Origin of the sequence: Bradyrhizobium sp. (assembly GCF_047605465.1) — a bacterium.
In the GTDB taxonomy this organism is placed as follows: Bacteria; Pseudomonadota; Alphaproteobacteria; order Rhizobiales; family Xanthobacteraceae; genus Bradyrhizobium.
This window is the reverse complement of the sequence record NZ_JASGFS010000082.1, coordinates 1-23,662: the sequence shown is the minus strand read 5'-3', so window position 1 is coordinate 23,662 and position 23,662 is coordinate 1. Positions and strand designations below refer to the sequence as shown.

Sequence of the window (23,662 nt, the reverse complement as noted above, 5' to 3'; positions counted from 1 at the left end):
TTTCGCACAGGCCCGCGATCATCGCCTCGCGGCCGGCCTCGATGCGCTTGGCGATCGCGATTTCGCCTTCGCGGGACAGCAGCTCGACGGTGCCCATCTCGCGCAGATACATGCGAACGGGATCGTCGGTGCGCTCGCCCGGTTCGCTCTTCTTGACCTCGGTGACGGCCTTCTGGGTGACTTCGACGAGTTCGTTGTCGGTCTCGTCCTCGCCGCCCTCGTCCTTGTCGTCCTCGGCTTCGCTGTCGTCGGCCTCGGTGACGTTGATGCCCATGTCCGAGAGCATCGACATGATGTCCTCGATCTGCTCGGGCGAGGTCTGGTCGGACGGCAGGACTTCATTGAGCTGATCGAAGGTCACGAAGCCCCGCTTCTTGGCCTGCTTGATCATCTTCTTCACTGCCGCGTCGGACAGATCGAGCAACGGCGAGGGGGCGTCCTGGGAATCTTTCTCCGGAGCGTCCGCTGCCTTGTCGTCTTTTTCCTTGTCCTTCGCCTGCAGCGTCTTTGCCTTGGTGGCCATCCATTGCTCCTAAACGCGCTTCATGCAGGCGTGCGCCGCACCTGCCTGAATTCACTTGAACCTGTTGCTCGTCGCTCTCGCTTCGTCAGCTCTCGACACAGAAAAGGCGGCGCAAACGTCTTTTCGCCACCCCCACCTCTCTCTCGCCGGATTTGCCTAACGCTTCGTGAGCACCTTTGTCGCGGCGGATGCAGGTGTAGTGCCAACAGCGATTGCGCGGATTCATTCCTGACGCGTCTGTTCTGCCTGCGGCCGCCCGTTGGCCAAATTGCTACAAGACCGTTAAGCCTCAATTAACCCTGTTTGTGCCGCCAAACCTTGGATTTGGCGAGTCTTTTAGCGGTTCCGGCCTCGGCCGTCCGCATGTTTCTTCATCACACGCTCTTCTGGAACCGGCCCGACAGCTCGCCAAAACCCTCGATCAGGGCCTCGGTACCGTCGACCTCGGCCATCCGGGCCTTGACGTCACGCAGCCAAGCCAAATTGGCCTCGCTGGGGTCCTCCCCCAAGGCCAGCTCGGCGTCCTTCAATTCCCTAAGTAGTGAATGCCATTGCCGATGCAAGGCAACGAGCTGATGCCACGTGGCGAGAACGTCGTCCCTGGCCGCCCCTTCCCTTGCCCCCCACACCGCCGCGGTCGTGATGGCTCGCTCAACTCTTTGAAGTAACGGAACAAATCCGCCCTTCTCGATGTCGGATCGCATCTTCTCGGCCTGCTCACCCGGGTCCGGGCTGTGGTGATGATCATTGGCGAAGGCGGCGATGATGCCGGCCCGCAGCTTGTGAGCCTCGGGATGGGCCAGCTCCAGGGCAGCCACCTCCTCGAGATGATCGTCCAGCAGCCAGGGGTGGTTGATCAGGCATTGCAGGATCAGGGCCTCCCGCCGCGAAATGATGCTGCGCTGTCCCCGCATGATCGGGCTGTTGGCGAGTTGAGGGCTCGCCGCCTGGTAGGGTCCGGAGGGCAAAAGGGTAGGTCCGGGCGGTCCGCGACGCCCCTGGCCACCGAATCGATTCGCCTGCCCCCCGCGCGGCTGGAATGGACGGCCACCGGCGCCGGGGCGGAAATTGCCGCGACCGGCGAACCCGCCGCGCCCCCCTTCGGGCGCGAATGCGCGCTGCAGCCGCTCGGCGAAATCGTCGCGATAGTACCGTCGCACCACCTCGTCGCGGATGCCGTTGGACAGCTCCTTGATGCGCGCTTCCAGCGCGGCGCGGCGCTCGGGCGTTGCGAAATTGCCGCCTTCGAGCTCGCGCGACCAGATCATCTCCGCGAGCGGACGCGCCGCAGAGATCACCTCCTCGATCGCGCCGCGCCCGCCGGAGCGCACGAGATCGTCGGGGTCCTGACCTTCCGGCAGAAGCGCAAAGCGCAGGCTCTTGCCGGGCGCAAGGAACGGCAGCGCCAGGTCCGCGGCGCGATAGGCCGCCTTCTGGCCGGCCCTGTCGCCGTCGAAGCAGAGGATCGGCTCGTCCGCCATCTTCCAGAGCAGCGCGAGCTGGCTCTCGGTGAGTGCGGTGCCGAGCGGCGCGACGGCGCCGGCAAAGCCCGCCGTGACCATCGCGATGACGTCGACATAGCCTTCGACCACGATGAGGGCGCCGCCGTCATGGGTCGCCTTGCGCGCGGTCTGGTGGTTGTAGAGATTGTCGCCCTTGTGGAAGAGCGGCGTCTCCGGCGAATTGAGATATTTTGCCGGAACGTCTTTCTCCAGCGCGCGGCCGCCGAAGGCGATGACGCGGCCGCGCAGATCGGTGATCGGAAACATCACGCGATCGCGGAAGCGGTCGTAGGGCACGGGAATGTCGTTGCCGGCAACGAGCAGGCCGGTCTCGACCATGTCGTCGACGGAGACGCCGAGCTTGCCGAGATGCTCCTTCAGCGCGAAGCGGTCGGGCGAGGCGTAGCCGAGCCGGAACTGCAATTGCGTCGCCGGCGAGATCGCGCGATCGGCGAGATAGCCGCGCGCCTTGGCGCCGACACGCGAGGCCAGCGTCTCCGCAAAGAATTTTGCGGCGAGATCCATGACGTCGTGCAGCGATTTGCGCCGCTGCTCGTGGCGCGCGGCATCGGGTGTCACCGCCGGCAGCGGCAGGCCGGCCATGTTGGCGAGCCGCTCGACGGCCTCCGCGAAGGGCACGCCGTCCGTCTCCATCACGAAGGTGATGATGTCGCCGTGCTTGCCGGAGGAGAAGTCGTGGTAGAAGCCCTTCTGGTCGTTGACGTAGAAGGACGGCGTCTTCTCCTGCTGGAACGGCGACAGCCCCTTCCACTCCCGCCCCGCCTTTTTCAGCTTCACGCGCTTGCCCACGACTTCGGAGACCGAAAGCCGGGCACGAAGCTCGTCGAGGAATTGGGGCGTGAACCGCATGGTGGGTGTCTAGCGCGAAACCGTGTGAGTCGGGCGAAGGATCACGGATATAGGTGCGGCCAGCCTAAAAGTCAGGTTTGTCGGGATTATCCGCGCTGTTCACAGCCCTTCTGCCGTTCCGGAACGTGAACCAGGACAAGAGCGAGCGCGGAAACACTTGAACCCGGCCCGGTTCCAAGCTTCCATGGGCCATGTTCAGGACGTTTCGAGGCGGTCATAGCGGGGGCTGGCGGGTGACCTCGATTTCGCCCGTGACGGGCGAGCCCCTGCCCTTCATGCCGGCGCTGTCGGTGACCGACAGCGAGGCCGTCGCATTGCCGATGGTGCCCTCGCGCAATGCATGGCGGCTGGCAGGCGTCCCGAGCTATCTTCGCTACACCGAGCGCGCGGAGCAGCAGCAACTCGGCGCCGTGCAGTCCGGGCTCGGCCGGCTCGAAGCAACCTCCGCGGCGTTGATCCCGATCCGCAAATCGGAAGCCTGGTGGGAGCTGACACCGGAGGAACGGCGCAAGATCTTCGAGGACAAGTCGCACCACATCGCGAGCAGCCTGCGCTTCCTCCCCGCGATCGCCCGGCAGCTCTATCACGCCCGCGACCTCGGCGGCCCCTTCGATTTCCTCGCCTGGTTCGAATTCGCTCCCGCGCATGCCGCGCTGTTCGAGGAGCTGGTCGCGATGCTCAGGCAGACCGAGGAATGGACCTATGTCGAGCGCGAGGTCGATGTCCGCGTGGTGAAGGAAGTGCTGTCGGCTTAGAGCATGATCCAGAAAAGTGCGAAGCGGTTTTCCCTCGCGACAAACGCGGAACGCGTTCGCGCGGAGATCATGCGCCAACACTCACCTGAAGCCCGACGACGCTCCATCGTAGTCTCACCGCGCCTTAGTGTTCGAGGAAGCGCCCGGACCCGATCGCCGGCAGGTCGGTGACGGGCCAGTTGTAGATGTAGGTCCAGGCCTTGCCGGTGGCGCCGTCGGGCTGCGAGACGTCGATCAACTCGCGCAGATATTCGGTCGGCTCCGGAAAACCTTCGCCGCAGGCCTCGTACATGTCGAGCTCGGCCAGAAGCTCCTCGGGTACGCGCAGGTGAAAGAGTTCGCCATGGACGATGTCGGACGGCGCATCCGATCGCACCAATCCCGGATAATGCTTCACCAGGACGAGCCGGCCGCGACAGGTCGCCTCCCCCAGAAAATCGGCATGGCCCGCGAGCAGCCGCGCCATCGGATGGTCGAAGCCGCGCATCAGGGTGCCGTATACGAAAAGTCGATCGGTGATCATGGGGTTTCTATAGCTGCCAATTTGGCAGAACGACAGCACCGCGCATGCGATGTTGTACCAAAGCAAGCCAGGGCGACGTCGAGGAAATGTCGTGCCGGACACCCTCATGGCGAGAAGGACGCTTTTCACTCGTCGACGGGCGTGGAGCGGCCGGCTCAGCCCACCTTCGCCACCTCGTCGCTCACCACTTCGAACTTCTTCAATTCCATCCGGCCGAAGCTCGTCGAAAGCGCGACGTCGGCGGCGTCGCGGCCCGTCGCCATGAGGATACGGCCGATGCGGGGCACATTATGGCGGGCATCGAAGGTGAACCATCGGCCGGAGAGCCAGGCCTGGAACCATCCCGAAAAATCCATCGGGAACGGCTCGGGCGGAATACCGATGTCGCCCATATAGCCGGTACAGTAGCGCGCCGGGATGCCCATGCACCGGCAGAACGCGACGGCAAGATGCGCGAAGTCGCGGCAGACGCCAGTCTTCTGCTCATAGACGTCATGTGCCGATTTCATGTGATGGGCGTGCTGGTAGCCGAACGTGACGTGCTTGTGCACGAACTCGGTGATTCCGGCGACGCGCTGCCAGCCCGGCTCGGTCTTGCCGAACAGCGACCAGGCGATGTCCGTGAGCTTGTCGGTCTCGCAATAGCGGCTCGGCATCAGATAGAGCATCAGCTCGTTCGGCAATTGCTCGATCGGGATCTGCTGCGCGTCCGGCACGACCTCGTCCGGCAGACCGCTGTCGCGCACCAGCGCGCTGCCCTTCAGCGTCACGCCGCCGGCGGGCGCGACAAGGCGGCCGCACATGTTGCCGAAGCCGTCGTGATAAAAGCGGATGGGAACGTCGGGCTCGGCGACCACCGTCTCCTTGTCGATGATGTCGGCCTGCCGAGAGGGGTGGATGTTGAGCATGATCACCATCGGTGTCGGCTGCGCTGCCGCGTAGGTGATCTCGAAGCCGACCCTGATTTCCATCTACGAAACCTCTGTCTCCATCTCCTGGTCGTTGTCCTGATCGTCCGAGACCACCCTGATGCTGACCTCCATGAGGTCGAAGGCCTCCTCGGAGCCGATATAGACGCCGTGCAGCGGAATCGCCTGGCGCGGATCGCGGGCCACCGCGACCCGAATGAGGTCGCGGGTGCCGACGATGCCATTGGTCGGGTCGAACTCGATCCAACCGGCGCCCGGCAGATAGACCTGCACCCAGGCATGCGTCGAACCGCCGCCGACATGGCACTGCTCGATATCCTCCGGCACGAAGATGTAGCCGGAGACGAAACGCGCGGCGATGCCGAGCTGACGCAAGGCCTCGATCATGAACAGCGCATAGTCGCGACAAGTTCCTGTGCCCGACCGCAATGTGTCGAGCGGGTGCTTGGTGCCGGGCTCGTGACGCTTGCGGTATCTGAACTGCTTGCGGATGCCATGCGTCATGCCGCTCAGGATCTTGAAGGTCGGCGTCGGCGCCTCGTCGTCGAGAAAGCCGCGCGCCCATTCCGCGATCTCGCCATCGGGATCGGCATATTGCGGCGTGATGTACTGGACGAGATCCGGGAACTCCTCGTCGTCGTGGACGAAGGGATAGAAGAAAGCCGGATCGTCCGGCGTCAGCGCGAACTCCTCGACGGGATTGTGCTCCACCGTGACCCGCCAGTCGAAGGTCAGGCTGTCGGCCCGCTCGTCGAAATTCGCGATCGCAACCGAGTTGCCGAACACGTCGTGAATCCAGCGCAGCGACATCGGCGTCGGCGAAATGACGAGCCGGCTGTCGAGCACGCGCAGATCATGGCCATCGCACGGGCGCAGCATGATGCGGTGTTCGCCGAACGCCACAGGGCGGTTGTAGCGATATTCGGTCTTGTGATGAATCGTGAGCAGAGGCATCGTCAGGCGATCATGGTGATTTTGGGCCGGTTATTCTATAGCGTTCGCTGCCCAATTTTCAGGGGCGGCCTGCTTTTTCCATAGGCAATCGGGATGGCTTTAGACACGACAGGCGCCGCGTATCAACTCCTCGGCGCGGGCGACATTCCGCCAGCGCATGAGGTGAATGCAGAAGGAGCATCGCCCTTCCTGCTGACCTCGGATCATTACGGCCGGCTGCTGCCGCGTTCCCTCGGCGATCTCGGCGTCGCCGAAAGCGAACTGACGCGTCACATCGCCTGGGACATCGGCATCGCCGGGGTTGCCGAACGGCTTGCGGAGATGCTCGACGCGCATCTGATCGCACAGCGCTATTCGCGGCTGGTGATCGATTGCAATCGCCCGCCCGGCGCGGCGAGCTCGATTCCCGTGATTTCGGAGGCGACGACGATCCCGCGCAATACGGGAATTACGGAGAACGAACGCGAGGCGCGGCGACGCGAGATCTTCGCGCCCTATCATGACCGCATCGAGGCCGTGATCAGCGGCCGCGCGCATGCGAAGCGGCCCACCGTGCTGGTGTCGTTGCACAGCTTCACGCCGGTCTATGCCGGCGTCGCCCGCCCCTGGCACATCGGCACGCTCTATCACCGCGACACGGTGCTGCCGCGGCTCCTGCTGAGGCATCTGCGCGCCGAGAGCGATCTCGTGGTCGGCGACAACGAGCCCTACGCGGTGAGCGACCTCACCGATTACACGATCCCCGTCCACGGCGAAGCGCGCGGGCTCGTCAACACCGGCATCGAGATCCGCCAGGACCTGATCGCGGACCAGTCCGGCCAGCAGCAATGGGCCGAGCGGCTGGCGAGGATCTTTCGGGAGATCGAGACGGAGTTGAAGGCCGAGAGGCTGGCCTAGCCGACGGCGCGCGTGCGGCTGGACCATCGCTGGCGAGACAGGGCGCCGGTTTTTCCTGCTGTGCGGAGAGTTCCGCCTCCCTGTGTGGAGAGACGCTCAACCGCCACGCGTCGCGACGAACACCGCGAGGCCGGCGAAGATCGCGGCGATCCCCCACAGCACCCAGGCAAAACGGCCGTCACCGCGTGCATCGAGCGTCGCTTCCGCCGGGTTGTCGGGATTGACGCGAACCTCGACCGTCGCGCCGTCCTGATAGCGCGAGGCCAGGCGTTGCAACATCTTCTCCGAGGCCTCTCGTGATCCGGCCGCGACACGCGCGCATTCGTTGGTATAGCTGACGTTCTGGAAGAGGTAGGTGTAGGACACCCGCCTGCCGAACATCTCGACGCCGGGCCCCTCACCTGGTTCGGTGGCCTCGTGATAGGACTCCATCTCCGACAGCTTGATCGTGCCCGGGACGACCGGCCAACGAGTCGCCAGCGATGCCCGCCGATGCGCCGCGAAGCCGATCAGCGCGACGACGAAGCCAAACGCGGCGAAGCCGACCACAAGGCCCGACAGATCGGGCCGCGCGATGTGATGGATCAGGTACTGGTAGCTCTGACTGAGACCGAAGGCCGACCCGAACACGATGGCGAGGACGATGACCGTGCCGATGCCCAGACAACCCCACAGGCCCTTGGGCAGATCGCGTTCGAGCACGGCCCGATCGGGATGGCGCGGATCGTAGTAGACGGTGACGACGGCACCGGCGGGATATTTCGCGAGCTTCTCGGCGACCTCGAAATTACCGATATCTTCGCCGATGGAAATACGGTCGCTGCGCAGCTTCCGGCCGCCGACCGAATATTCGTAAGTCACGTTCGCAAAATTACGGCTCTCGAGCCGATAGCCTTCCGCACGCTGGTCGTCGGACACCCTGACCTCGCGCACCTCCGCGAACGAGGTGACGACTTTGCCGGGTGCCTGCGGCCAGCCTCGTGCTTCGCGCACCTGCCAGGTTTTCACGGCCGCCGCGATCAGGATCAGTCCCAGCGGCGCAAGCAACATCACATAGACAAACCAGGGCAAGTCGGGCACGGCAAATTCCTTCGTCAGCGGCAATGTCCGATTGGACGCATCACCACCGCGAACGGTTCAAACCGAACCGGCCCGAATGACGTGATTTGGCAGACGTTATCTGGCCCGGGTCAGCGCCAGCCAGATGCCGCCGCCGATCATCAAGCCGCCGGAGATGCGCGACATCGCGCGGGTTCGGCGGGCCGAAAAGAATTTTCGGGCCCGCCCGGCCGCGAGGGCGTAGAGCCCGTCCGTCATTGCCGCGGTCACCATGAAGGTCGCGCCCAGCAGCGCCACCTGCGGGAAATGGTCGCGGCTCATGTCCATGAATTGCGGAATGAAGGCGCCGAAGAAGATCAGCACTTTCGGATTCGACAGCAGCACCAGAAAGCCCTGCAGGAAGAAACCGCCGCGCGGCGGCGCCGGCGGCTCGTCGACATTGACGCCTTCGACCGGCGCCCAGATCAGCCTGATGCCGAGCCAGATCAGGTAGGCGGCGCCGGCAAAGCGCACCCAGTCGAACCAATAGCCCATCGTGGCCATCAGCGAGGTCAGACCGATCGCGACCACGCCGATGACGATCGCGAGCCCGGCCTGCGCGCCCAGGACGTTGGTCATCGCGGCACGGGTGCCGTGGCGCAAGCCGTTGGCGATGACGAGCGTGACGATGGGCCCAGGCAGCAGCGCCAGCGCAACGCAGGCGGCGACGAAGGCGAGATAAGCTTGCAGGGACATCATGGCGGAGACTCGCTGAGGGCGGTTTGGGGCATTAATGCATGGGAAGGGCGGGAACGGAAGACGGGTGAGCGCAGCGTGCCTGCCCAACCACCGGCGTCATGACCCGCGAAAGCGTCCAGTACCTCGCGGCTTCTCCGGACCTCACAGCCGTCTCGGCGTGCCCGATACCCCGCGTTCGCGGGGCATGACAGTGGGGAAGGTGAGGCGGCCGTGCCTCTCCTCACCGTCCGTCCAATGCCGCCGTCGCCCATGTCTTCATCTCCGGTGTCTCCAGAAACGCGAGCATTGCGCGCTGCACCGCGCTTGCCTCGCCAAGGCCTTGCGCGGCGGCGACGAAAAGATCGCAGCGCCGCGAGACGGCAACGCCGATCCCGACGTGACTTGCACCGCCGGGCGTGTCGAGATCATAGTGTCTGGCGCGGCCGCGCATGTCGCCGATGCTCACCTCCTCGCCCGCCATCGTCGGCAAGAACCGGAGGCTGACCAGATCGATGTCCGCAACGCGGTCCACCTCATCGTCATCGGCGACGCCGCGATCGCAATTGCAGAAGCCACGCTTGGCGCGGATATAGAGCTCGGCCCCGGCACAGGCACCTTCGCACCGGAATGCGCGGCCCGCCGGCCAGCCGTCGCGCGGGAACGGCCAGGCGATCTCGCGCCAGCGCGCCGTTTCCATCTGTGGCGACGGCGCAAGCTGATCGGCTCCGACGCCGGACGCACCGAGCACGATCGCCACGACCGCCATCGTCGCGCCGAACCGCATCGTCAGTTCTTCGGCAGGCCGGCGACCGCACGGGCCGGCCCTGTCAGTTCGAGGATGTGCAAACCGGTATTGGCGCGATCGACGATGTAGATGTATCCGCGATCGTCGGTCTCGACATTGTTGGTCTGGATCGCGACCTTGCAGCGTTCGCCGCCCTCGACGGGGATGCAGCGCTTGTCGGTGGCCTGCGTGATCGACGGGATGAAATAGCCGACCTCCCTGGGATGATAGGGATCGCGGATGTCGAGCGCGCGGACGCCGGCGTTGAAGAAGGCGATGAACGCCATCTTCTTGTAGTAGACCGGCGCCATGCTCTCGTTGGCGGAATGCGAGCCGAACCGGCCGCCGCGCTGGCAGAACTGCCCGCTCGCCTCCGGCACGGTATAGCTCGAGATCATCATCGGCCGCGCCTCGGTGGTGACGTCGGCGAACCACACCATCTGTCGCGCCTCGCCGCATTCGTTGAGGATCGCCTCGTCCACGATCATGACGATGTCGCGCGTCTTGCCGTCCTTGTCCTCGGCGAATTCGGCGATCGGCATGTCCAGCATCGGGAAGGTGGTGTGCGCGCCGTTGAAGGCGGACATCGGCAGGCGCGCGATCTCGGGAAAGCGCAGGTTGTCCGGCGTCGGCTCCTTCGGCCCGGTGAGGAGCTTCTCGCGATCGACGATTTGCAGGATGCCGCCCTTGTTGGTGCCGTAGCCGAAATAGACCCGGTTGCCGTTGGGCCCGGTCGAGATCGGCCCGTGCAGTTCGGTCGGGACCGCGCCCGTCGATCCCGGCTCCTGGCCGGGCAGGCCGAAGTCCCGGATCTTCTGCGGGTGCAGGGGATCGCTGAGATCGTAGACCTGCGTCATGCGGCGCGTTCGCCACTCGGGGGCACCCGAGACGAGATAGGCGATGCCGGTGTCGCATTCCCACCAGCTCTTGTGCGTGTCCTTCAACCCGCCGATGCGCGTGAGCAGCACGGGGCTTGCGGGATCGGTAACGTTCCATATCTCGTGCGCCTCGCTGCCGAAGGTGCGCAGCATGTAGACCGCATTCGGATCACCCTTCGGTAGGGACTTGCCGTCGCAGACCCGCACCATCTGCGCGCCGCCGGATTCGTACTTGCCTTCCTGTCCCGGCAGATGCCGCAGGTATCGCGGATGCGCGGGGTCGGTGACGTCGACGATCGAGGTTCCGTTCGGCTCGGCGGTCCCGGTCATCGGATTGACGGGATTGGGCACGTCATCCGTGCCGCCGTGATGACCGATATAGGCGATCCAGCGGTCGCCCTGATGATGGATGGTCGGTTGATAGGCGCTGCGCCCCTGCAGGTCGTTGGCGCCGACCAGCTTCATGTTGGAGGCTTCCGGCGGCGCTCCGATCACCTGCTGTTTCTGGGCCTGGGCGGCGGTGCTGCAAGCAAAAAGCACGAGGCAGGCAGCAAGGTGAGAACAGCGGCTGATCATCGATCCTCCCGGAACCAATCTGCGTTGGCTGAGCCTCAACGCTAGCATGGTCGATTGCGCGCGCCAAAGACACCATCTTGACATGCAACCATTTGGTTGCCTATTATCGCCGCCATGGATGAAGTCTTCAAAGCGCTCGCCGACGCGTCTCGACGGTCGCTGCTGGACAGGCTTCACGCCAGGAACGGCCAGACGCTCGGCGAACTCTGCGACGGCCTCGCGATGACGCGCCAGGCGGTGACGAAGCACCTTGCGATTCTGGAGGAGGCCGGCCTGGTCACGACCATCAGGCACGGCCGTGAGAAATTGCACTATCTCAACCCCGTCCCGATCCACGAGATCGGCGAACGCTGGATCAGGAAGTTCGAACGCGGCAGGCTTGCCGCACTCAGCGAATTGAAACGCCAGTTGGAGAAGCGCGATGAGTAAGCCTCAATTCGTCTATGTGAGCTATATCGAGACCACGGCCGAAAAGCTGTGGGAGGCTCTGACATCGAGCGAGTTCACGCGGCAATACTGGTTCGGCGCCGAGGTGCGGTCCGACTGGAAGGTCGGCTCCCCCTTCGCGCTGCTGCTCGACGGCGACATCACCGACTCCGGCGAAATTCTAGAATCCGATCCGCCGCGGCGCCTGTCCTACAGCTTCAAGCACCAGAAGTACGAAGCGCTCCGCGACGAACCGATATCGCGGGTGGTCTTCACCATCGAACCCTTCGGCTCGCTGGTGCGGCTGACCGTGCTGCATGACGGCTTCGTCGAAGGCGGCAAATATCTCGGCGCCGTCTCCAATGGCTGGCCGGCGATCCTGTCCGGACTGAAGAGCCTGCTGGAGACCGGCAAGCTGCTCGCCATTCCACGTGCGGCGCTCAACAAGGACTTCGACGCGCGATGAACCCGGATCAATTCAAGCCGCTGACCGTCTACACGATCTACATCGCCTCCACGCCGGAGAAGGTCTGGGACGCGTTGACCTCCGCCGAGTTCAGCAGGCAATATTTCTTCGGCAATGCCGTGGAGGTCGAGCCGCGGCTCGGCGGCGCGTTCATCGTCCGCACCCCCGACGGCGCCCTGCATATCAGCGGCGAGGTGCTCGCCTATGATCCCCCGCGCAAGCTCTCGGTCACCTTCAACGTCAACTGGCCCGAGCTCATCGAAAAGCTCGGGCCGACCCTCGTCACCTACGAGATCGAACAAATTGGCGATGCGGTCCGGCTGACGATGAGCGAAGGCCACGACCGTCCGCTCAGCGACGACATTCTTGCCGGCGGGCGCTCGGGCTGGCCGGCCATCCTCTCCAGCCTCAAGAGCTTGCTCGAGACCGGAACGCCATTGGTCGTCAAGCTCGGCCCGCCGCAGCGGATGCTCGATGCGCTGAAGGCGATGGGAATCAAGACGCCGTAGCCTCTAGGCGACCGGCACGACCAGGCGCCGATAGAGATGCCAGGTCGCGTGTCCCAGCACCGGCAGCGTCACGACCAGTCCGAGAAAGTAGGGCAGCGCCGATACGATCAAGACCATCACGATCACGGCCGCCCAGCCGACCATCGGCAGCGGGCTCGCCACGACTGCACGCACGCTCGTCACCATGGCGGTGACGAAATCGACCTCGCGATCGAGCAACAGCGGAAACGACACCACGGTCAGCGAGAACAGGATCAGCGACAGCACGGCGCCGACGGCGTTGCCGATCGCGAGGAACAGCAGGCCCTCGTTCGTCGTGAGCACGACCGTCATGAATTCCTGCAGACTCGAGAACGAGGCATGCAGGCCGAGCAGCAGCGCGATCAGAAGCCGCACCTGGTACATCCAGACCACGAACACGAACAACGTGACGAACGCCATCCAGCCGATCTCGCTGCGCGAACGGATCGCGGACCAGATCGCAGCAAAGGAAACGGGCTCGCCGCGCTCGCGGCGGCGGCTGACGTCGTAGAGGCCGATCGCGACGAACGGTCCGATCAGCGCGAATCCCGCCGCAAGGGGATAGACGAGATAGATCATGCCGAAGGCAGTGAAGCAGAGCATGATGGCGATGCCGCCGGCCGCATAGAACACACCGAAGCACAGACCGTAGAGCGGCAGCGCCTGGAAGTCCCGCAGGCCTTCGGCCAGCGCCTCGGCGATGTCGGTCGCCGCAACGGGACACACCACCGGATCGACCTTGCCCGAGATGGACATCAGCGTCCTCCTTCACGCGATCTTCGTCGCGATGCTGTTGGAGGCGATGTTAGCGAAGCCGCGCGGCCCTTGCACGCGCGAGTGACGTGCACGACGGTTTGAGAATACCGTGAGGTGCTTCGCCGCGTTGATTTCCTCTCCCGCAAGGAGGGAGGAAGACGTCACCTACCCCTTCGCCCGCAGCTCCCTGCGCAGCACCTTGCCGGTCGCCGTCATCGGCAGCGTTTCCGCGAACTCGACGAAGCGCGGATATTCGTGCGCGGCGAGCTGCACCTTGACGAACTCCTGGATCTCGCGCGCCAGCGTGTCGCTCGCGGCAAAGCCCGGACGCAGCACGATCCAGGCCTTGATCGATTCGGTGCGGATGGGATCGGGAATGCCGACGACGGCGGCCATCGCCACCGACGGATGCTTCATCAGCGTGTGCTCGATCTCGGACGGGCCGACGCGATAGCCCGCGGTGGTGATGACGTCGTCCTCGCGGCTAACGTACCAGAAATAACCGTCCTCATCCTGCACGCCGAGATCGCCGGTGAGCAGGAATTCGCCGGCATATTTCTTTGCCGTCGCTTCCGGATTGCGCCAGTATTCGATCATCGTGCAGGGACACGGCTGGCGCACGCCGATGATGCCGCGCTGCCCACGCGGCAATTCCTCGCCCTTGTCGTCGACGATGCGGACGTCGAAGCCCGGCGTGGCGCGGCCCATCGAACCGGGACGGATCGGAAACAGGTTGGAATTGCTCCCGATCACGAGATTACACTCGGTCTGGCCGAACACCTCGTGCGCGTCGACGCCGAAGGTTTCGCGCACCCATCCCAGCAACTCGCCGCCGAGGGATTCGCCGCCCGTGAAGATGCTGCGCAGCCTGACGCCCTTATGCTTCACGCCGGCCTGACGCATCAGCTTCAGCGCCGTCGGCGGCAGGAATACGTTGCGGACGCCGAGATCGGCCATCATCTGCATCGCGGCCTGCGGCTCGAATTTTCGCGCGCGATGGCCGACCAGCGGGATGCCGTGATACCAGAATCCGAACAGACCGTTGACGAGGCCGCCGATCCAGGCCCAGTCCGCCGGCGTCCACATGAGATCGCCGGGCCGCGGCAGGAAGTTGTGGCACATCTCGACATTCGGCAGGTGGCCGAGCACGACGCGGTGCGCATGCAACGCCCCCTTCGGATTGCCGGTCGTACCTGACGTGTAGATGATCAACGCGGGATCATCCGCCGAGGTGTCGACGCGGGCGAAATCGGGCGAGGCCGCCTTCACCGAATCCCAGAACGATTTGGTGCCGGCCGGCGCGCGGTCGCCGACGACGTAGACATTTTTCAGGTCGGGAAGCCGGTCGCGAATTCCGGCGAGCTTCTCCCAGCCCGCCTCGTCCGTGACGATCGCCTTGGCCTCGGAGTTCGACAGCCGGAATTCGAGCGCGTCCTCGCCGAACAGCGCGAACAGCGGGATCGAAATCATTGCCGAGCGGAAGGCTGCGATGTGCGCGATCGGCAATTCCAGCGACTGCGACAGGAACACCGCGACGCGGTCGCCGCGCGACAGCCCATCCCCCCTCAGCACGTTGGCGAAGCGCCGCGACATCTCCGCCACCTCGTCGAAGGAGGTGCGGGTCGTCGTGCCGTTCTCGTCGACATAGATCAATGCGAGACGGCCTGTGCCGTCGGCATGGCGATCGCAGCAGGCCTCAGCCATATTGAAGCGCGCCGGAATGTCCCAGCGGAAATTGCGGTAGAGCTCGTCGTATGTCGCGGCTTCGGTGAGCATGGCGTTGGGTCGCTTCCTCGCTGCGTCGTCATGGCCGGGTTCGTCCGGGCCATCCACGCGCTTCTTGCTTTGACGACACTCTAAAGACGTGGATGCCCGGGACAAGCCCGGGCATGACGCTTGTTGCCGCGGCTCAGCGCACCGTCCGGAAGAAGGTCCTGACCTCGCCGACGAACAGCTCCGGCTGCTCGAACGCGGCGAAATGGCCGCCCTTCCCCATCTCGCTCCAATGCGTGATGTTGGGGAAGTTCGGCTCCATCCATCTGCGCACCGGCGCGATGATCTCCTTCGGGAACACGGCGACCCCGGTCGGGACGCCGACCTTCGGTGCGGTCCGTCGCTTGCCGAAGCTCTCCCAATAGAGCCGCGCGGATGACGTCGCCGTCTCCGTGGCCCAATAGAGCATGACGTTGTCGAGCAATTCGTCCTTGTTGAAGACGTTCTCGGGGTGGCCGTCGCAATCGGTCCAGGCCCAGAACTTTTCGAGGATCCAGGCCGCCTGCCCGCTCGGCGAATCCGTCAGGCCATAGCCGAGCGTCTGCGGCCGCGTCGATTGCTGCTTGGAATAGCCGGAATCGAGATCGACGTAATGCTTGAGACCGGCGAGCGCCCGCTTCTCTTCTGCCGTCGGCTCGCCCTCGACTTTCGGCGCGGTGCTGAAGGCCAGCGTGATGTGGATTCCGGCGCAATGATCGGCATCCTGCGCACCCAGCGAGGTCGTCACCGCCGAGCCCCAGTCGCCGCCTTGCGCGCCGTAGCGTGCATAGCCGAGCCGGTCCATCAGCTTCGCCCAGGTCGCGGCGATGCGATCGACGCCCCAGCCGGTGGTCCTGGGTTTGGCCGAGAAGCCGAACCCCGGCAGCGACGGACAGATCACGTGAAACGCATCCGCGGGATCGCCGCCATGCGCGGCGGGATCGACCAGCGGCGCGATCACCTTCTGGAATTCCACGATCGAGCCGGGCCAACCATGGGTGATGATCAAAGGCAGAGCCGATCGCTCTTTCGAGCGCGCATGCACGAAGTGGATGTCGAGCCCGTCGATCTCGGTGGTGAACTGGTCGAAACGATTGAGCTTGGCCTCGCGGGCGCGCCAGTCATAGCCGTCAGCCCAGTAAGAGCAGATCTCCTGGACCCATTGCAGCGGAGCGCCCTGGCTCCAGTCGTCGACCAACTCCGCCTCGGGCCAGCGCGTGCGGGCAAGCCGCGCCTTGAGGTCGGAGAGAACGTCGTCGCTGATGGCGATGCGAAATGGCCTGATCGCGGCGGTCATCGGTTGCCTCCCCTGTATTTCCATTCCGGGGCGCGCCGCCTGGCGCGAGCCCGGAATCCATTTCGCAACGGAGCCGGCGGCACGATGGGGTCCGGGCTCGACGTTTCGCGTCGCGCCGGAATGACGCCTAGCCCGACAGCGCGGCCTTCACCAGGCCGCTGGCTTTGCCGAAATCCATCTGTCCGGCGTATTTCGCCCGCAGGGCGGCGATCACCTTGCCCATGTCCTTCATGCCGGCCGCGCCCGTCTCACCGATCGCGTCCGCGATCGCCTTCTTGACCTCGTCGTCCGACATCTGCTTCGGCAGGTAGGCGGAGATGACGGCGATCTCCTCCCGCTCCTGCGCCGCGAGCTCTGCGCGGCCGCCCTTGTCGTAGAGCTCGACCGCCTCCTGGCGCTGCTTGATCATCTTCTGGAGCACGGCGAGCAGGTCGGCGTCGGAGAGCGGCGGCTTGCCGTTGCCGCGGGCGTCGATGTCGGCATTCTTGATGGTCGCGTTGACCATGCGCAACGTCGAGAGCTTGCGCTCGTCCTTGGCCTTCATGGCCTCCTTGACCGCATTATTGATATCGTCGCGCAGCATGATCGTGGTCCCTTCGAATGTCCGACGCCTGATCTAGGCCGTTCGCGGGAAAGAGGCCATACCGGACCTGTCGCGGAAGGTTCATTGTTTCCCGGCCGGCGGCCAAAATGGCGCAAAATGTCCGAACCCAGCCTAAGTGCCTGAGGTGGCCTGTCAAATATGCAAAAACGCATGTGAATCCGTGCTCTGGCGCTTTGACGGGGGCCCGTGGGGGGCTTATGAAGCGGGCTCATGACACAACATGAAAACGATACCGCCTGGCCGGACCATAAACCGACCGCGCTCCTCGTGCTCGCCGATGGCACGGTGCTGGAAGGCTTCGGCCTCGGCGCCGAGGGCCACGCCGTGGGTGAAGTCTGCTTCAACACCGCGATGACGGGTTACGAGGAGATCCTGACCGATCCCTCTTACGCCGGCCAGCTCATCACCTTCACGTTCCCGCATATCGGCAACGTCGGTACCAACGAGGAAGACATCGAGACGGTGAACATGGCCGCGACGCCCGGCGCGCGCGGCGTGATCCTGCGCACCGCGATCACCGATCCCTCGAACTACCGCGCCACCAAGCATCTCGATGCCTGGCTCAAGGCGCGTGGCATCATCGGCCTCTCCGGCATCGACACGCGGGCCCTGACCGCGCTGATCCGCTCCAAGGGCATGCCCAACGCCGTGATCGCGCACGCCAAGAACGGCGAGTTCGACGTGCACGGCCTCAAGGAAGAAGCCCGCGAATGGCCGGGGCTCGAGGGCATGGACCTCGTGCCGATGGTCACCTCCGGCCAGCGCTTCACCTGGGACGAGACGCCCTGGCTGTGGGACAAGGGCTTCGGCCGGCAGGAAAACCCGGAGTTCAACGTCGTCGCGATCGACTACGGCATCAAGCGCAACATCCTGCGCCTGCTCGCCGGCGTCGGCTGCAAGGTGACGGTGGTCCCGGCGACGACCTCGGCCGACGACATTCTGGCGATGAAGCCGGACGGCGTGTTCCTCTCCAACGGCCCGGGCGATCCGGCGGCGACCGGCAAATATGCCGTGCCGGTCATCCAGCAGGTGATCAAATCGGGCACGCCGACCTTCGGCATCTGCCTTGGTCACCAGATGCTCGGCCTCGCGGTCGGCGCCAAGACCATGAAGATGCATCAGGGCCATCACGGCGCCAACCATCCCGTGAAGGACGAGACCACCGGCAAGGTCGAGATCACCTCGATGAACCATGGTTTTGCCGTGGACGAGAAGACGCTGCCGAAGGGCGCGACGCAGACGCATATCTCGCTGTTCGACGGCTCCAATTGCGGCATCCAGCTCGACGGCAAGCCGGTGTTCTCGGTGCAGTATCACCCCGAGGCCTCGCCGGGTCCGCGCGACTCGCACTATCTGTTCCAGCGCTTCGCCGATCTGATGCGCGAGCGGAAGCAGGCCTAGACGTCGGCCGTCCGGCGGATCGATCCGCCGGACTCCGCCCATACGGACTCCGCCCTTGCATCACGGGCGCATGAACATGAAGTCGGTGTCGGGATCGCAATTCTCGGCAAGAAAGCGCAGCTCCGCCTGGATGTCGGACACCGGCCTCGTCTCGAGATATTTCGAGAGAATGAGATTGAGCAGGGCACGGCAGACCGCCTCGTGCCCGAGTCCGGCGGTCTCCGCCTCATCGACCGCCGCCACAAAATGACGCTGCGCAATGTCGGACGCGTACATGGCGTTCATTCCCTTCGCTGGGCATTGCGTGCCCCTGAATTGCCGCCCGCGCCTTGATCTCCGTCAATTCGACGCCTGGAGCCGAGGAACAAGCGGCGCCTGAACCGTCTTGATCTCCGGTCTGATGCGCCAGGGAGCCCTGCGATGCCTGCCGTCCGCGACGATGCCGAACCGCTTGCGATCGTCTTCGGGGACGACGGGCTCGTCCCGAACAACATCCTCCCCTTCCTGGTCTACCAGGGGGCCGTGACGCTCGATCCCAACCACCCCGAAGAGACGATCGAGAATCTGTTCGACGAAAACGGCTGGGGCGGCACCTGGCGCAACGGCGTCTATGACTACCTGCACTATCATTCGACCGTGCACGAGGTGCTCGGCGTCGCGCGCGGCCATGCGCGCGTACGCTTCGGCGGCGATCGCGGCCAGGAGCTCGACATCAGGGCCGGCGATGTCGCGATCCTGCCCGCCGGCACCGGCCATCAATGCATCAGGGCCAGCGCCGATTTCTGCGTGATCGGCGCCTATCCGCCGGGCAGCCGGATGGAGATCACGCGGGCGACGCCAGAGAACCATGCCAAAGCGCTGACGACGATTCCGCAGGTCGCACGACCGCCCGCCGATCCGGTGACCGGCAAGCACGGCGCGCTGATGCGGTTATGGCGGTAGACACATGAGAGTGCCGCACGGTGGGCAAAAGCGCGCTCCCGCGTGCTGCGCCCACCGTCTATCGACACAACTTAGGGGGCGGTGTGCTTCGCTCACCCCACAGCGGCAGACGACTTACGCCTCGTTGCCGCCTTCCTGGCGGGTGGCCTCGAACAGGAACCACGTGCGGCGCTCGGTCTCGTCGATGAAGTTTTCGAGGATGCTGGCGCTGGCGACGTCGCCGGCGTCGTCGCAGACCTCGTGCGCCTTGCGCATCGCGGCGGCGACATGCTTGTTGTCCTGCATCAGCTCGCGCAGCATCTCGCGCGGCGGGACGTACTCTTCGTTGTTGTCCTTGATGGTCTGGAGCTTGGCGACCTGGCTGATCGACTTCAGCGTCGTGCCGCCGATCTTGCGAACGCGCTCGGCGAGTTGGTCGGTGGTCGCGAAGATCTGATCGGACTGCTCGTCGAGCAGCAGGTGATAGTCCCGGAAGTGCCGGCCGCTGATGTGCCAGTGGAAATTCTTGGTCTTGAGGTAGAGGGCGAACGCGTCGGCCAGAAGCACGTTGAGCGCCTCGGAAACCTTGCTGACGGCCTGGGAGGACAGATCGGTGGGGGTGTCGAGGTCGGGCGAGACCTTGCTGGGGGCTTTGCTCACGGGAAACCTTCCTGTTAGGACGCGGACATTGACGGCGCGCCGTCGGACCCCTAACGCAAGGCGGGCAGCGCCGGTTCCTAGATAGGAACCGTTTGACCGGGATACCATGGACGATTGGATCGATTATTACGACTCCACGCACACGATCTATGTCAGCAAGCTGCATCGCGATTTGCACTTCCAGATCATCGCGCGGGACATCCTCGGCTACATCTCCTCGCCTGAGGCGACGGTGCTGGACTACGCCTGCGGCGAGGCGCTGTCGGCGGCCCAGGTGGCGGCGGCCTGCGGCAAGCTGATCCTGGCCGAGCCGGCCCCCGGCGTGCGCGGCCGGCTGATCGCGAGGTTCGCCCCGAACACCAAGATCCGGGTCCGTTCACTGGACGATGTCCGCAAGATGCAGGACCAGTCCATCGACCTCGTCGTGATGAACTCGGTCGCGCAATACATGACGTCGGCGGAGCTGGATGCCGCGCTCGTCAACATCCGCCGGCTGTTGACGCCGTCAGGCAAGCTGGTGCTCGGCGACATTCTCCAGCCCGACATCGGCATGGGCCGGGACGTGATGGCGCTGCTCAGCTTCGGCCTGCGCCACGGCTTTCTGAAGGACACGCTGATCGGGCTCGTCAGCACCGCGTTGTCGGACTACCGCAATCTGCGCTCCCGGATCGGGCTCCAGCGCTACAGCGAGGACGAGATCATCGCCAAGCTGAAGGCGGCCGGGTTCGCGGCGCAGCGTGCCAACACCAATATCGGCCACAACCGCTGGCGCATGACCTTCATCGCGCGGCCGCCTCTGGTCCGTTAAGCTTAACAATTGGCTGAGGTGGCTTGTCGCACTTCGATGGGCGATGATCCGGTCGGCCCGGTGGCGGAAGTGTCCACGCAAGAGCGGTGCATCGTTCTTTATCCTGGTTCAAATCCAGGCCGGGTCTCCACGCTTCCCCCCCGCGGCGGCTACGCGTGGCGCAGCCAAGAAGCGAAAGCTTGGACGGACTGCCCGCCCAAAATCGAAATCCTGAAAACAACCCCATGCACAGTAGCCGATGATTTCCGGCGGATGCCTCGCTGCTTCTTGCGAAGGTCTTGATACGGCGGACAAATCAGCGGCCCGCGCGCAATCGCTTCACGCGCGATCGGCCGCTACCACCTCACATTCCGAAAGCAGCGGGAGCCGGTCGGCGTCCTTGGCGGCGGCACTGAGCACGGCATCGAGCAGGCCCGGAAAGCGCGTCTCCAGATCCTCGCGGCGCAGCCGCGTCATGCGGCTGGTGCCGACGATACGGGTCTGCGTCAGCCCGCATTCCCGCAGCTTGGCGAAGTGATAAGCGAGGTTGGACTTGCCGCCGAGGCCGCTGAAATCGCCGCAGCGCAGCTCGCTGCTGACACGTTCCTGCTGCGCGAGCTGGTACACGATCGCCAACCGGATCGGATCGCCCAAGCAATCCAGAACCATTGGCAGCTCGATCTGCTCGCGGGTGGGGTGAAGCGGCGCGCGGCTCATGTCCGCGATCATAGCGAGACCATTGAAATGTTCAATAGTTCTTGAACCAATTGACTCCGCAGGCGCGGGAATCGATAGTTCAATAAACATTGAACATGGGGAATTCCACAATGAGCGTATTCTGGCTGGCCCTCGCGGCCTTTGCGATCGGCACGGAAGGCTTTGTCATTGCTGGTCTTTTACCGGCAATCGCCACCGATCTGTCGATTTCGGTGTCGGCGGCCGGCCAGCTCGTCACGGCCTATGCCCTCACCTACGCGGTGGGCTCGCCGATTCTGGCGGTGACACTGAACAACATCGACCGCCGCACGGTTTTGGCCCTCGCGTTGTCGACCTTCATCGTCGGCAATCTCGTTGCGGTCGTCGCGTCCGGCTACGCGCTGCTGCTGGCATCGCGGATGCTGATGGCACTGGGCGCAGGACTCTGCATGCCGACGGCGCTGGGGGTTTCAGTGGCGGTCGCCTCGCCCGAACGGCGCGGCCGGGCTGTGGCGCTGGTCACATCGGGCCTGACCGTCGCGACCGTGATCGGCGTTCCCCTCGGCAATCTCGTCGGCAGCCTGCTCGGCTGGCGCGCCACCTTCGTGATGGTCGCCCTGCTCGGCGCCGTCGCGCTGGCCGGCCTGCTTCTGGGCCTGCCCCGTGGCCTGCCGCGCAGCACGGCCTCACTGGCCGAACGGCTGGCGGTCGCCCGCCACGGCCATGTCCTGGTCGCGCTTCTGATCACGGTCCTCTGGGCGGTCGGCGGCTTCACCGTCTTCACCTATTTCGCGGTGCCGCTGCGGGACCTCGGATTCGATGCGTCCGGGGTCAGCCTGGCGCTGCTGGTTTTCGGCGGCGCCGCGGCGATCGGGAACATCCTCGGGGGCGTCCTGGCCGACCGGCTCGGCGTGCTCGCCACCGCGGCGCTCGGACTGGGCGGCATGGCAAGCGCGCTGATTCTGCACTCGCTGATCCTCAAGCTCATGCCCGGACAGGCGCATTACGCCGTGCTGGGTGCGATTTTCCTCTGGGGCATCTCGGGCTGGGCGTTCTATCCGGCCCAGATCGCCAGCATCATCCGGGTCGAGCCGCAGGCCTCGATGATCGCGCTCTCGCTGAACGCCTCCTCCATGTATCTCGGCTTCGCGATCGGTGGCGCGCTGGGCGGCGCGGTGCTGGCGGCGCTGTCTCCGACCGACCTCGGCTGGATCGGCGGATCGAGCGTTGCGGCCGCGCTTCTGGTGCATCTCGCCCGCAGCTGGCAGGCGCGGCCCAAACCCGTCAAAATTGCCGGTTGATGCGCATTTTTCGGGGTTTCGCCGCCCCGAAAACTGGTCTAAGACCCACCCGCGCGCGAGGGAGACCCCCGCGCTCTCGCCAAATGGGGACGCGCGGCAAGCGCGCCCTTTTTTTGTGCCCAAATTCCAGCCCGTGAGCGGTGATGCCCAAACGAACCGACATCTCGACCATCCTGATCATCGGCGCCGGCCCCATCGTGATCGGTCAGGCGTGCGAGTTCGACTACTCCGGCACTCAGGCGGTGAAGACGCTCAAGGAAGAGGGCTACCGCATCGTCCTCGTCAATTCCAACCCGGCCACCATCATGACCGACCCGGAATTGGCCGATGCGACCTATATCGAGCCGATCACGCCGGAGATCGTCGCCAAGATCATCGAGAAGGAACGTCACGTCATCCCCGGCGGCTTCGCGCTGTTGCCGACCATGGGCGGACAGACCGCGCTGAATTGCGCGCTGTCGCTGCGCCGGCAGGGCACGCTGGAAAAGTTCGACGTCGAGATGATCGGCGCGACCGCGGACGCGATCGACAAGGCGGAAGACCGCCAGCTTTTCCGCAACGCCATGGAGAAGATCGGGCTGCAGACGCCGAAGTCGCGGCTCGCCAACGCGTCCGAGCTGAAGAAGTCCTTCCGCGACAAATATCACGCCGAACGCGAGAAGCTCTCGGGCGCCGCCCAGGAAGAGCTCGATCGGCAGTGGACGCTCGGCGAAGGCGACCGCCGCAAGCGCTACCAGGAATATGCGATGGGACAGGCCATGATGGCGCTGTCCGAGATCGGCCTTCCCGCGATCATCCGTCCCTCCTTCACCATGGGCGGCACCGGCGGCGGCATCGCCTACAACAAGGAAGAGTTCCTCGACATCATCGAGCGCGGCCTCGACGCGTCCCCGACCAACGAAGTCCTGATCGAGGAATCCGTCCTCGGCTGGAAAGAGTTCGAGATGGAGGTGGTGCGCGACAAGAAAGACAATTGCATCATCGTCTGCTCGATCGAGAATTTCGATCCGATGGGCGTGCACACCGGCGATTCCATCACGGTGGCGCCGGCGCTGACGCTGACCGACAAGGAATACCAGATCATGCGCGACGCCTCGC

The 23,662-nt window shown here is 64.7% G+C and carries 25 protein-coding genes and 1 pseudogene; 10 read left to right on the top strand and 16 right to left on the bottom strand.

Annotation, left to right across the window (positions count from 1 at the left end; translation table 11 throughout):
• Together QM712_RS33110 and dnaG are read right to left on the bottom strand one after the other, a co-directional pair.
• A partial coding sequence (locus QM712_RS33110; protein ID WP_415027360.1) for an RNA polymerase sigma factor region1.1 domain-containing protein occupies positions 1 to 523 on the bottom strand: 523 nt, incomplete at its 3' end.
• Between the two features lie 374 nt (positions 524 to 897).
• The gene (gene dnaG / locus QM712_RS33105; protein ID WP_415027359.1) at positions 898 to 2,895 is read right to left on the bottom strand and encodes a DNA primase; all 1,998 of its coding nucleotides are present in this window, start codon (positions 2,893 to 2,895) and stop codon (positions 898 to 900) included.
• Positions 2,896 to 3,086: 191 nt separating this feature from the next.
• Between dnaG and QM712_RS33100 the strand changes: the two genes are divergently transcribed.
• On the top strand, positions 3,087 to 3,650 hold the full coding sequence (locus tag QM712_RS33100) for a chlorite dismutase family protein (protein WP_415027358.1): 564 nt from the start codon (positions 3,087 to 3,089) through the stop codon (positions 3,648 to 3,650).
• 124 nt (positions 3,651 to 3,774) lie between these two features.
• Here the strand turns inward: QM712_RS33100 and QM712_RS33095 are convergent, their stop codons facing one another.
• From QM712_RS33095 to QM712_RS33085, 3 genes are all read right to left on the bottom strand, one after another.
• Complete coding sequence (locus tag QM712_RS33095) at positions 3,775 to 4,173, bottom strand: gamma-glutamylcyclotransferase family protein (RefSeq protein WP_415027357.1); 399 nt, start codon at positions 4,171 to 4,173, stop codon at positions 3,775 to 3,777.
• A 155-nt stretch (positions 4,174 to 4,328) separates the two neighbouring features.
• A complete protein-coding gene (locus QM712_RS33090) occupies positions 4,329 to 5,144 on the bottom strand; it encodes a transglutaminase-like domain-containing protein (RefSeq protein WP_415027356.1) in 816 nt (271 codons plus the stop codon).
• The gene (locus tag QM712_RS33085; protein ID WP_415027355.1) at positions 5,145 to 6,056 is read right to left on the bottom strand and encodes a transglutaminase family protein; all 912 of its coding nucleotides are present in this window, start codon (positions 6,054 to 6,056) and stop codon (positions 5,145 to 5,147) included. It lies immediately after the preceding gene.
• A gap of 93 nt (positions 6,057 to 6,149) precedes the next feature.
• On the opposite strand from QM712_RS33085, the gene QM712_RS33080 reads away from it, so the two are divergent.
• Positions 6,150 to 6,953 carry an N-formylglutamate amidohydrolase gene (locus QM712_RS33080; protein ID WP_415027354.1) on the top strand — a complete coding sequence of 268 codons (804 nt, stop codon included), beginning with the start codon at positions 6,150 to 6,152 and terminating at the stop codon, positions 6,951 to 6,953.
• Between the two features lie 96 nt (positions 6,954 to 7,049).
• Here the strand turns inward: QM712_RS33080 and QM712_RS33075 are convergent, their stop codons facing one another.
• The 4 genes from QM712_RS33075 to QM712_RS33060 form a co-directional block, all read right to left on the bottom strand.
• On the bottom strand, positions 7,050 to 8,033 hold the full coding sequence (locus QM712_RS33075) for a DUF3592 domain-containing protein (RefSeq protein WP_415027353.1): 984 nt from the start codon (positions 8,031 to 8,033) through the stop codon (positions 7,050 to 7,052).
• 96 nt (positions 8,034 to 8,129) lie between these two features.
• On the bottom strand, positions 8,130 to 8,750 hold the full coding sequence (locus tag QM712_RS33070) for a LysE family translocator (protein ID WP_415027352.1): 621 nt from the start codon (positions 8,748 to 8,750) through the stop codon (positions 8,130 to 8,132).
• A gap of 220 nt (positions 8,751 to 8,970) precedes the next feature.
• Positions 8,971 to 9,513: a hypothetical protein gene (locus QM712_RS33065; RefSeq protein WP_415027351.1), complete on the bottom strand. Its 543-nt coding sequence runs from the start codon at positions 9,511 to 9,513 to the stop codon at positions 8,971 to 8,973.
• Between the two features lie 2 nt (positions 9,514 to 9,515).
• Positions 9,516 to 10,967, bottom strand: a complete 1,452-nt coding sequence (locus QM712_RS33060; protein WP_415027350.1) for an LVIVD repeat-containing protein — start codon at positions 10,965 to 10,967, stop codon at positions 9,516 to 9,518.
• A gap of 114 nt (positions 10,968 to 11,081) precedes the next feature.
• Here QM712_RS33060 and QM712_RS33055 point away from each other — a divergent pair, with 114 nt between their 5' ends.
• From QM712_RS33055 to QM712_RS33045, 3 genes are read left to right on the top strand one after another with little or no spacing between them, the layout of a single operon-like run.
• Complete coding sequence (locus tag QM712_RS33055) at positions 11,082 to 11,396, top strand: ArsR/SmtB family transcription factor (RefSeq protein WP_415027349.1); 315 nt, start codon at positions 11,082 to 11,084, stop codon at positions 11,394 to 11,396.
• Positions 11,389 to 11,859, top strand: coding sequence for an SRPBCC family protein (locus tag QM712_RS33050; RefSeq protein WP_415027348.1), 471 nt, complete (start codon positions 11,389 to 11,391; stop codon positions 11,857 to 11,859). The genes QM712_RS33055 and QM712_RS33050 overlap by 8 nt, the downstream gene beginning before the upstream one ends.
• Positions 11,856 to 12,368 carry an SRPBCC family protein gene (locus QM712_RS33045; RefSeq protein WP_415027347.1) on the top strand — a complete coding sequence of 171 codons (513 nt, stop codon included), beginning with the start codon at positions 11,856 to 11,858 and terminating at the stop codon, positions 12,366 to 12,368. The genes QM712_RS33050 and QM712_RS33045 overlap by 4 nt, the downstream gene beginning before the upstream one ends.
• Before the next feature lie 3 nt (positions 12,369 to 12,371).
• Here the strand turns inward: QM712_RS33045 and QM712_RS33040 are convergent, their stop codons facing one another.
• The 4 genes from QM712_RS33040 to QM712_RS33025 form a co-directional block, all read right to left on the bottom strand.
• Positions 12,372 to 13,145, bottom strand: a complete 774-nt coding sequence (locus QM712_RS33040) for a DUF2189 domain-containing protein (RefSeq protein WP_415027346.1) — start codon at positions 13,143 to 13,145, stop codon at positions 12,372 to 12,374.
• Between the two features lie 165 nt (positions 13,146 to 13,310).
• Entirely contained in the window at positions 13,311 to 14,921 is a 1,611-nt protein-coding gene (locus tag QM712_RS33035) for an AMP-binding protein (RefSeq protein ID WP_415027345.1), read from the bottom strand.
• Positions 14,922 to 15,054: 133 nt separating this feature from the next.
• Positions 15,055 to 16,194, bottom strand: a complete 1,140-nt coding sequence (locus QM712_RS33030; RefSeq protein ID WP_415027344.1) for an epoxide hydrolase family protein — start codon at positions 16,192 to 16,194, stop codon at positions 15,055 to 15,057.
• A gap of 127 nt (positions 16,195 to 16,321) precedes the next feature.
• On the bottom strand, positions 16,322 to 16,777 hold the full coding sequence (locus QM712_RS33025; protein ID WP_415027343.1) for a GatB/YqeY domain-containing protein: 456 nt from the start codon (positions 16,775 to 16,777) through the stop codon (positions 16,322 to 16,324).
• Between the two features lie 231 nt (positions 16,778 to 17,008).
• On the opposite strand from QM712_RS33025, the gene carA reads away from it, so the two are divergent.
• A complete protein-coding gene (gene carA, locus QM712_RS33020) occupies positions 17,009 to 18,199 on the top strand; it encodes a glutamine-hydrolyzing carbamoyl-phosphate synthase small subunit (protein ID WP_415027342.1) in 1,191 nt (396 codons plus the stop codon).
• Positions 18,200 to 18,259: 60 nt separating this feature from the next.
• Here carA and QM712_RS33015 read toward each other — a convergent pair whose 3' ends face one another.
• Positions 18,260 to 18,475 (bottom strand): hypothetical protein, encoded by a 216-nt coding sequence (locus QM712_RS33015; RefSeq protein ID WP_415027341.1) that lies wholly within the window; start codon positions 18,473 to 18,475, stop codon positions 18,260 to 18,262.
• A gap of 144 nt (positions 18,476 to 18,619) precedes the next feature.
• Between QM712_RS33015 and QM712_RS33010 the strand changes: the two genes are divergently transcribed.
• Positions 18,620 to 19,141: a hypothetical protein gene (locus QM712_RS33010; RefSeq protein ID WP_415027340.1), complete on the top strand. Its 522-nt coding sequence runs from the start codon at positions 18,620 to 18,622 to the stop codon at positions 19,139 to 19,141.
• A gap of 114 nt (positions 19,142 to 19,255) precedes the next feature.
• Here QM712_RS33010 and QM712_RS33005 read toward each other — a convergent pair whose 3' ends face one another.
• Positions 19,256 to 19,780, bottom strand: a complete 525-nt coding sequence (locus QM712_RS33005) for a Dps family protein (protein ID WP_415027339.1) — start codon at positions 19,778 to 19,780, stop codon at positions 19,256 to 19,258.
• 106 nt (positions 19,781 to 19,886) lie between these two features.
• Between QM712_RS33005 and QM712_RS33000 the strand changes: the two genes are divergently transcribed.
• A complete protein-coding gene (locus tag QM712_RS33000) occupies positions 19,887 to 20,588 on the top strand; it encodes a class I SAM-dependent methyltransferase (RefSeq protein ID WP_415027338.1) in 702 nt (233 codons plus the stop codon).
• Between the two features lie 318 nt (positions 20,589 to 20,906).
• Here QM712_RS33000 and QM712_RS32995 read toward each other — a convergent pair whose 3' ends face one another.
• Positions 20,907 to 21,284 (bottom strand): ArsR/SmtB family transcription factor, encoded by a 378-nt coding sequence (locus QM712_RS32995; RefSeq protein ID WP_415027337.1) that lies wholly within the window; start codon positions 21,282 to 21,284, stop codon positions 20,907 to 20,909.
• Positions 21,285 to 21,394: 110 nt separating this feature from the next.
• On the opposite strand from QM712_RS32995, the gene QM712_RS32990 reads away from it, so the two are divergent.
• Together QM712_RS32990 and QM712_RS32985 are read left to right on the top strand one after the other, a co-directional pair.
• On the top strand, positions 21,395 to 22,564 hold the full coding sequence (locus tag QM712_RS32990) for an MFS transporter (protein WP_415027336.1): 1,170 nt from the start codon (positions 21,395 to 21,397) through the stop codon (positions 22,562 to 22,564).
• 143 nt (positions 22,565 to 22,707) lie between these two features.
• Positions 22,708 to 23,662 (top strand): annotated as a pseudogene (locus QM712_RS32985) (carbamoyl phosphate synthase large subunit); the annotation flags it as partial.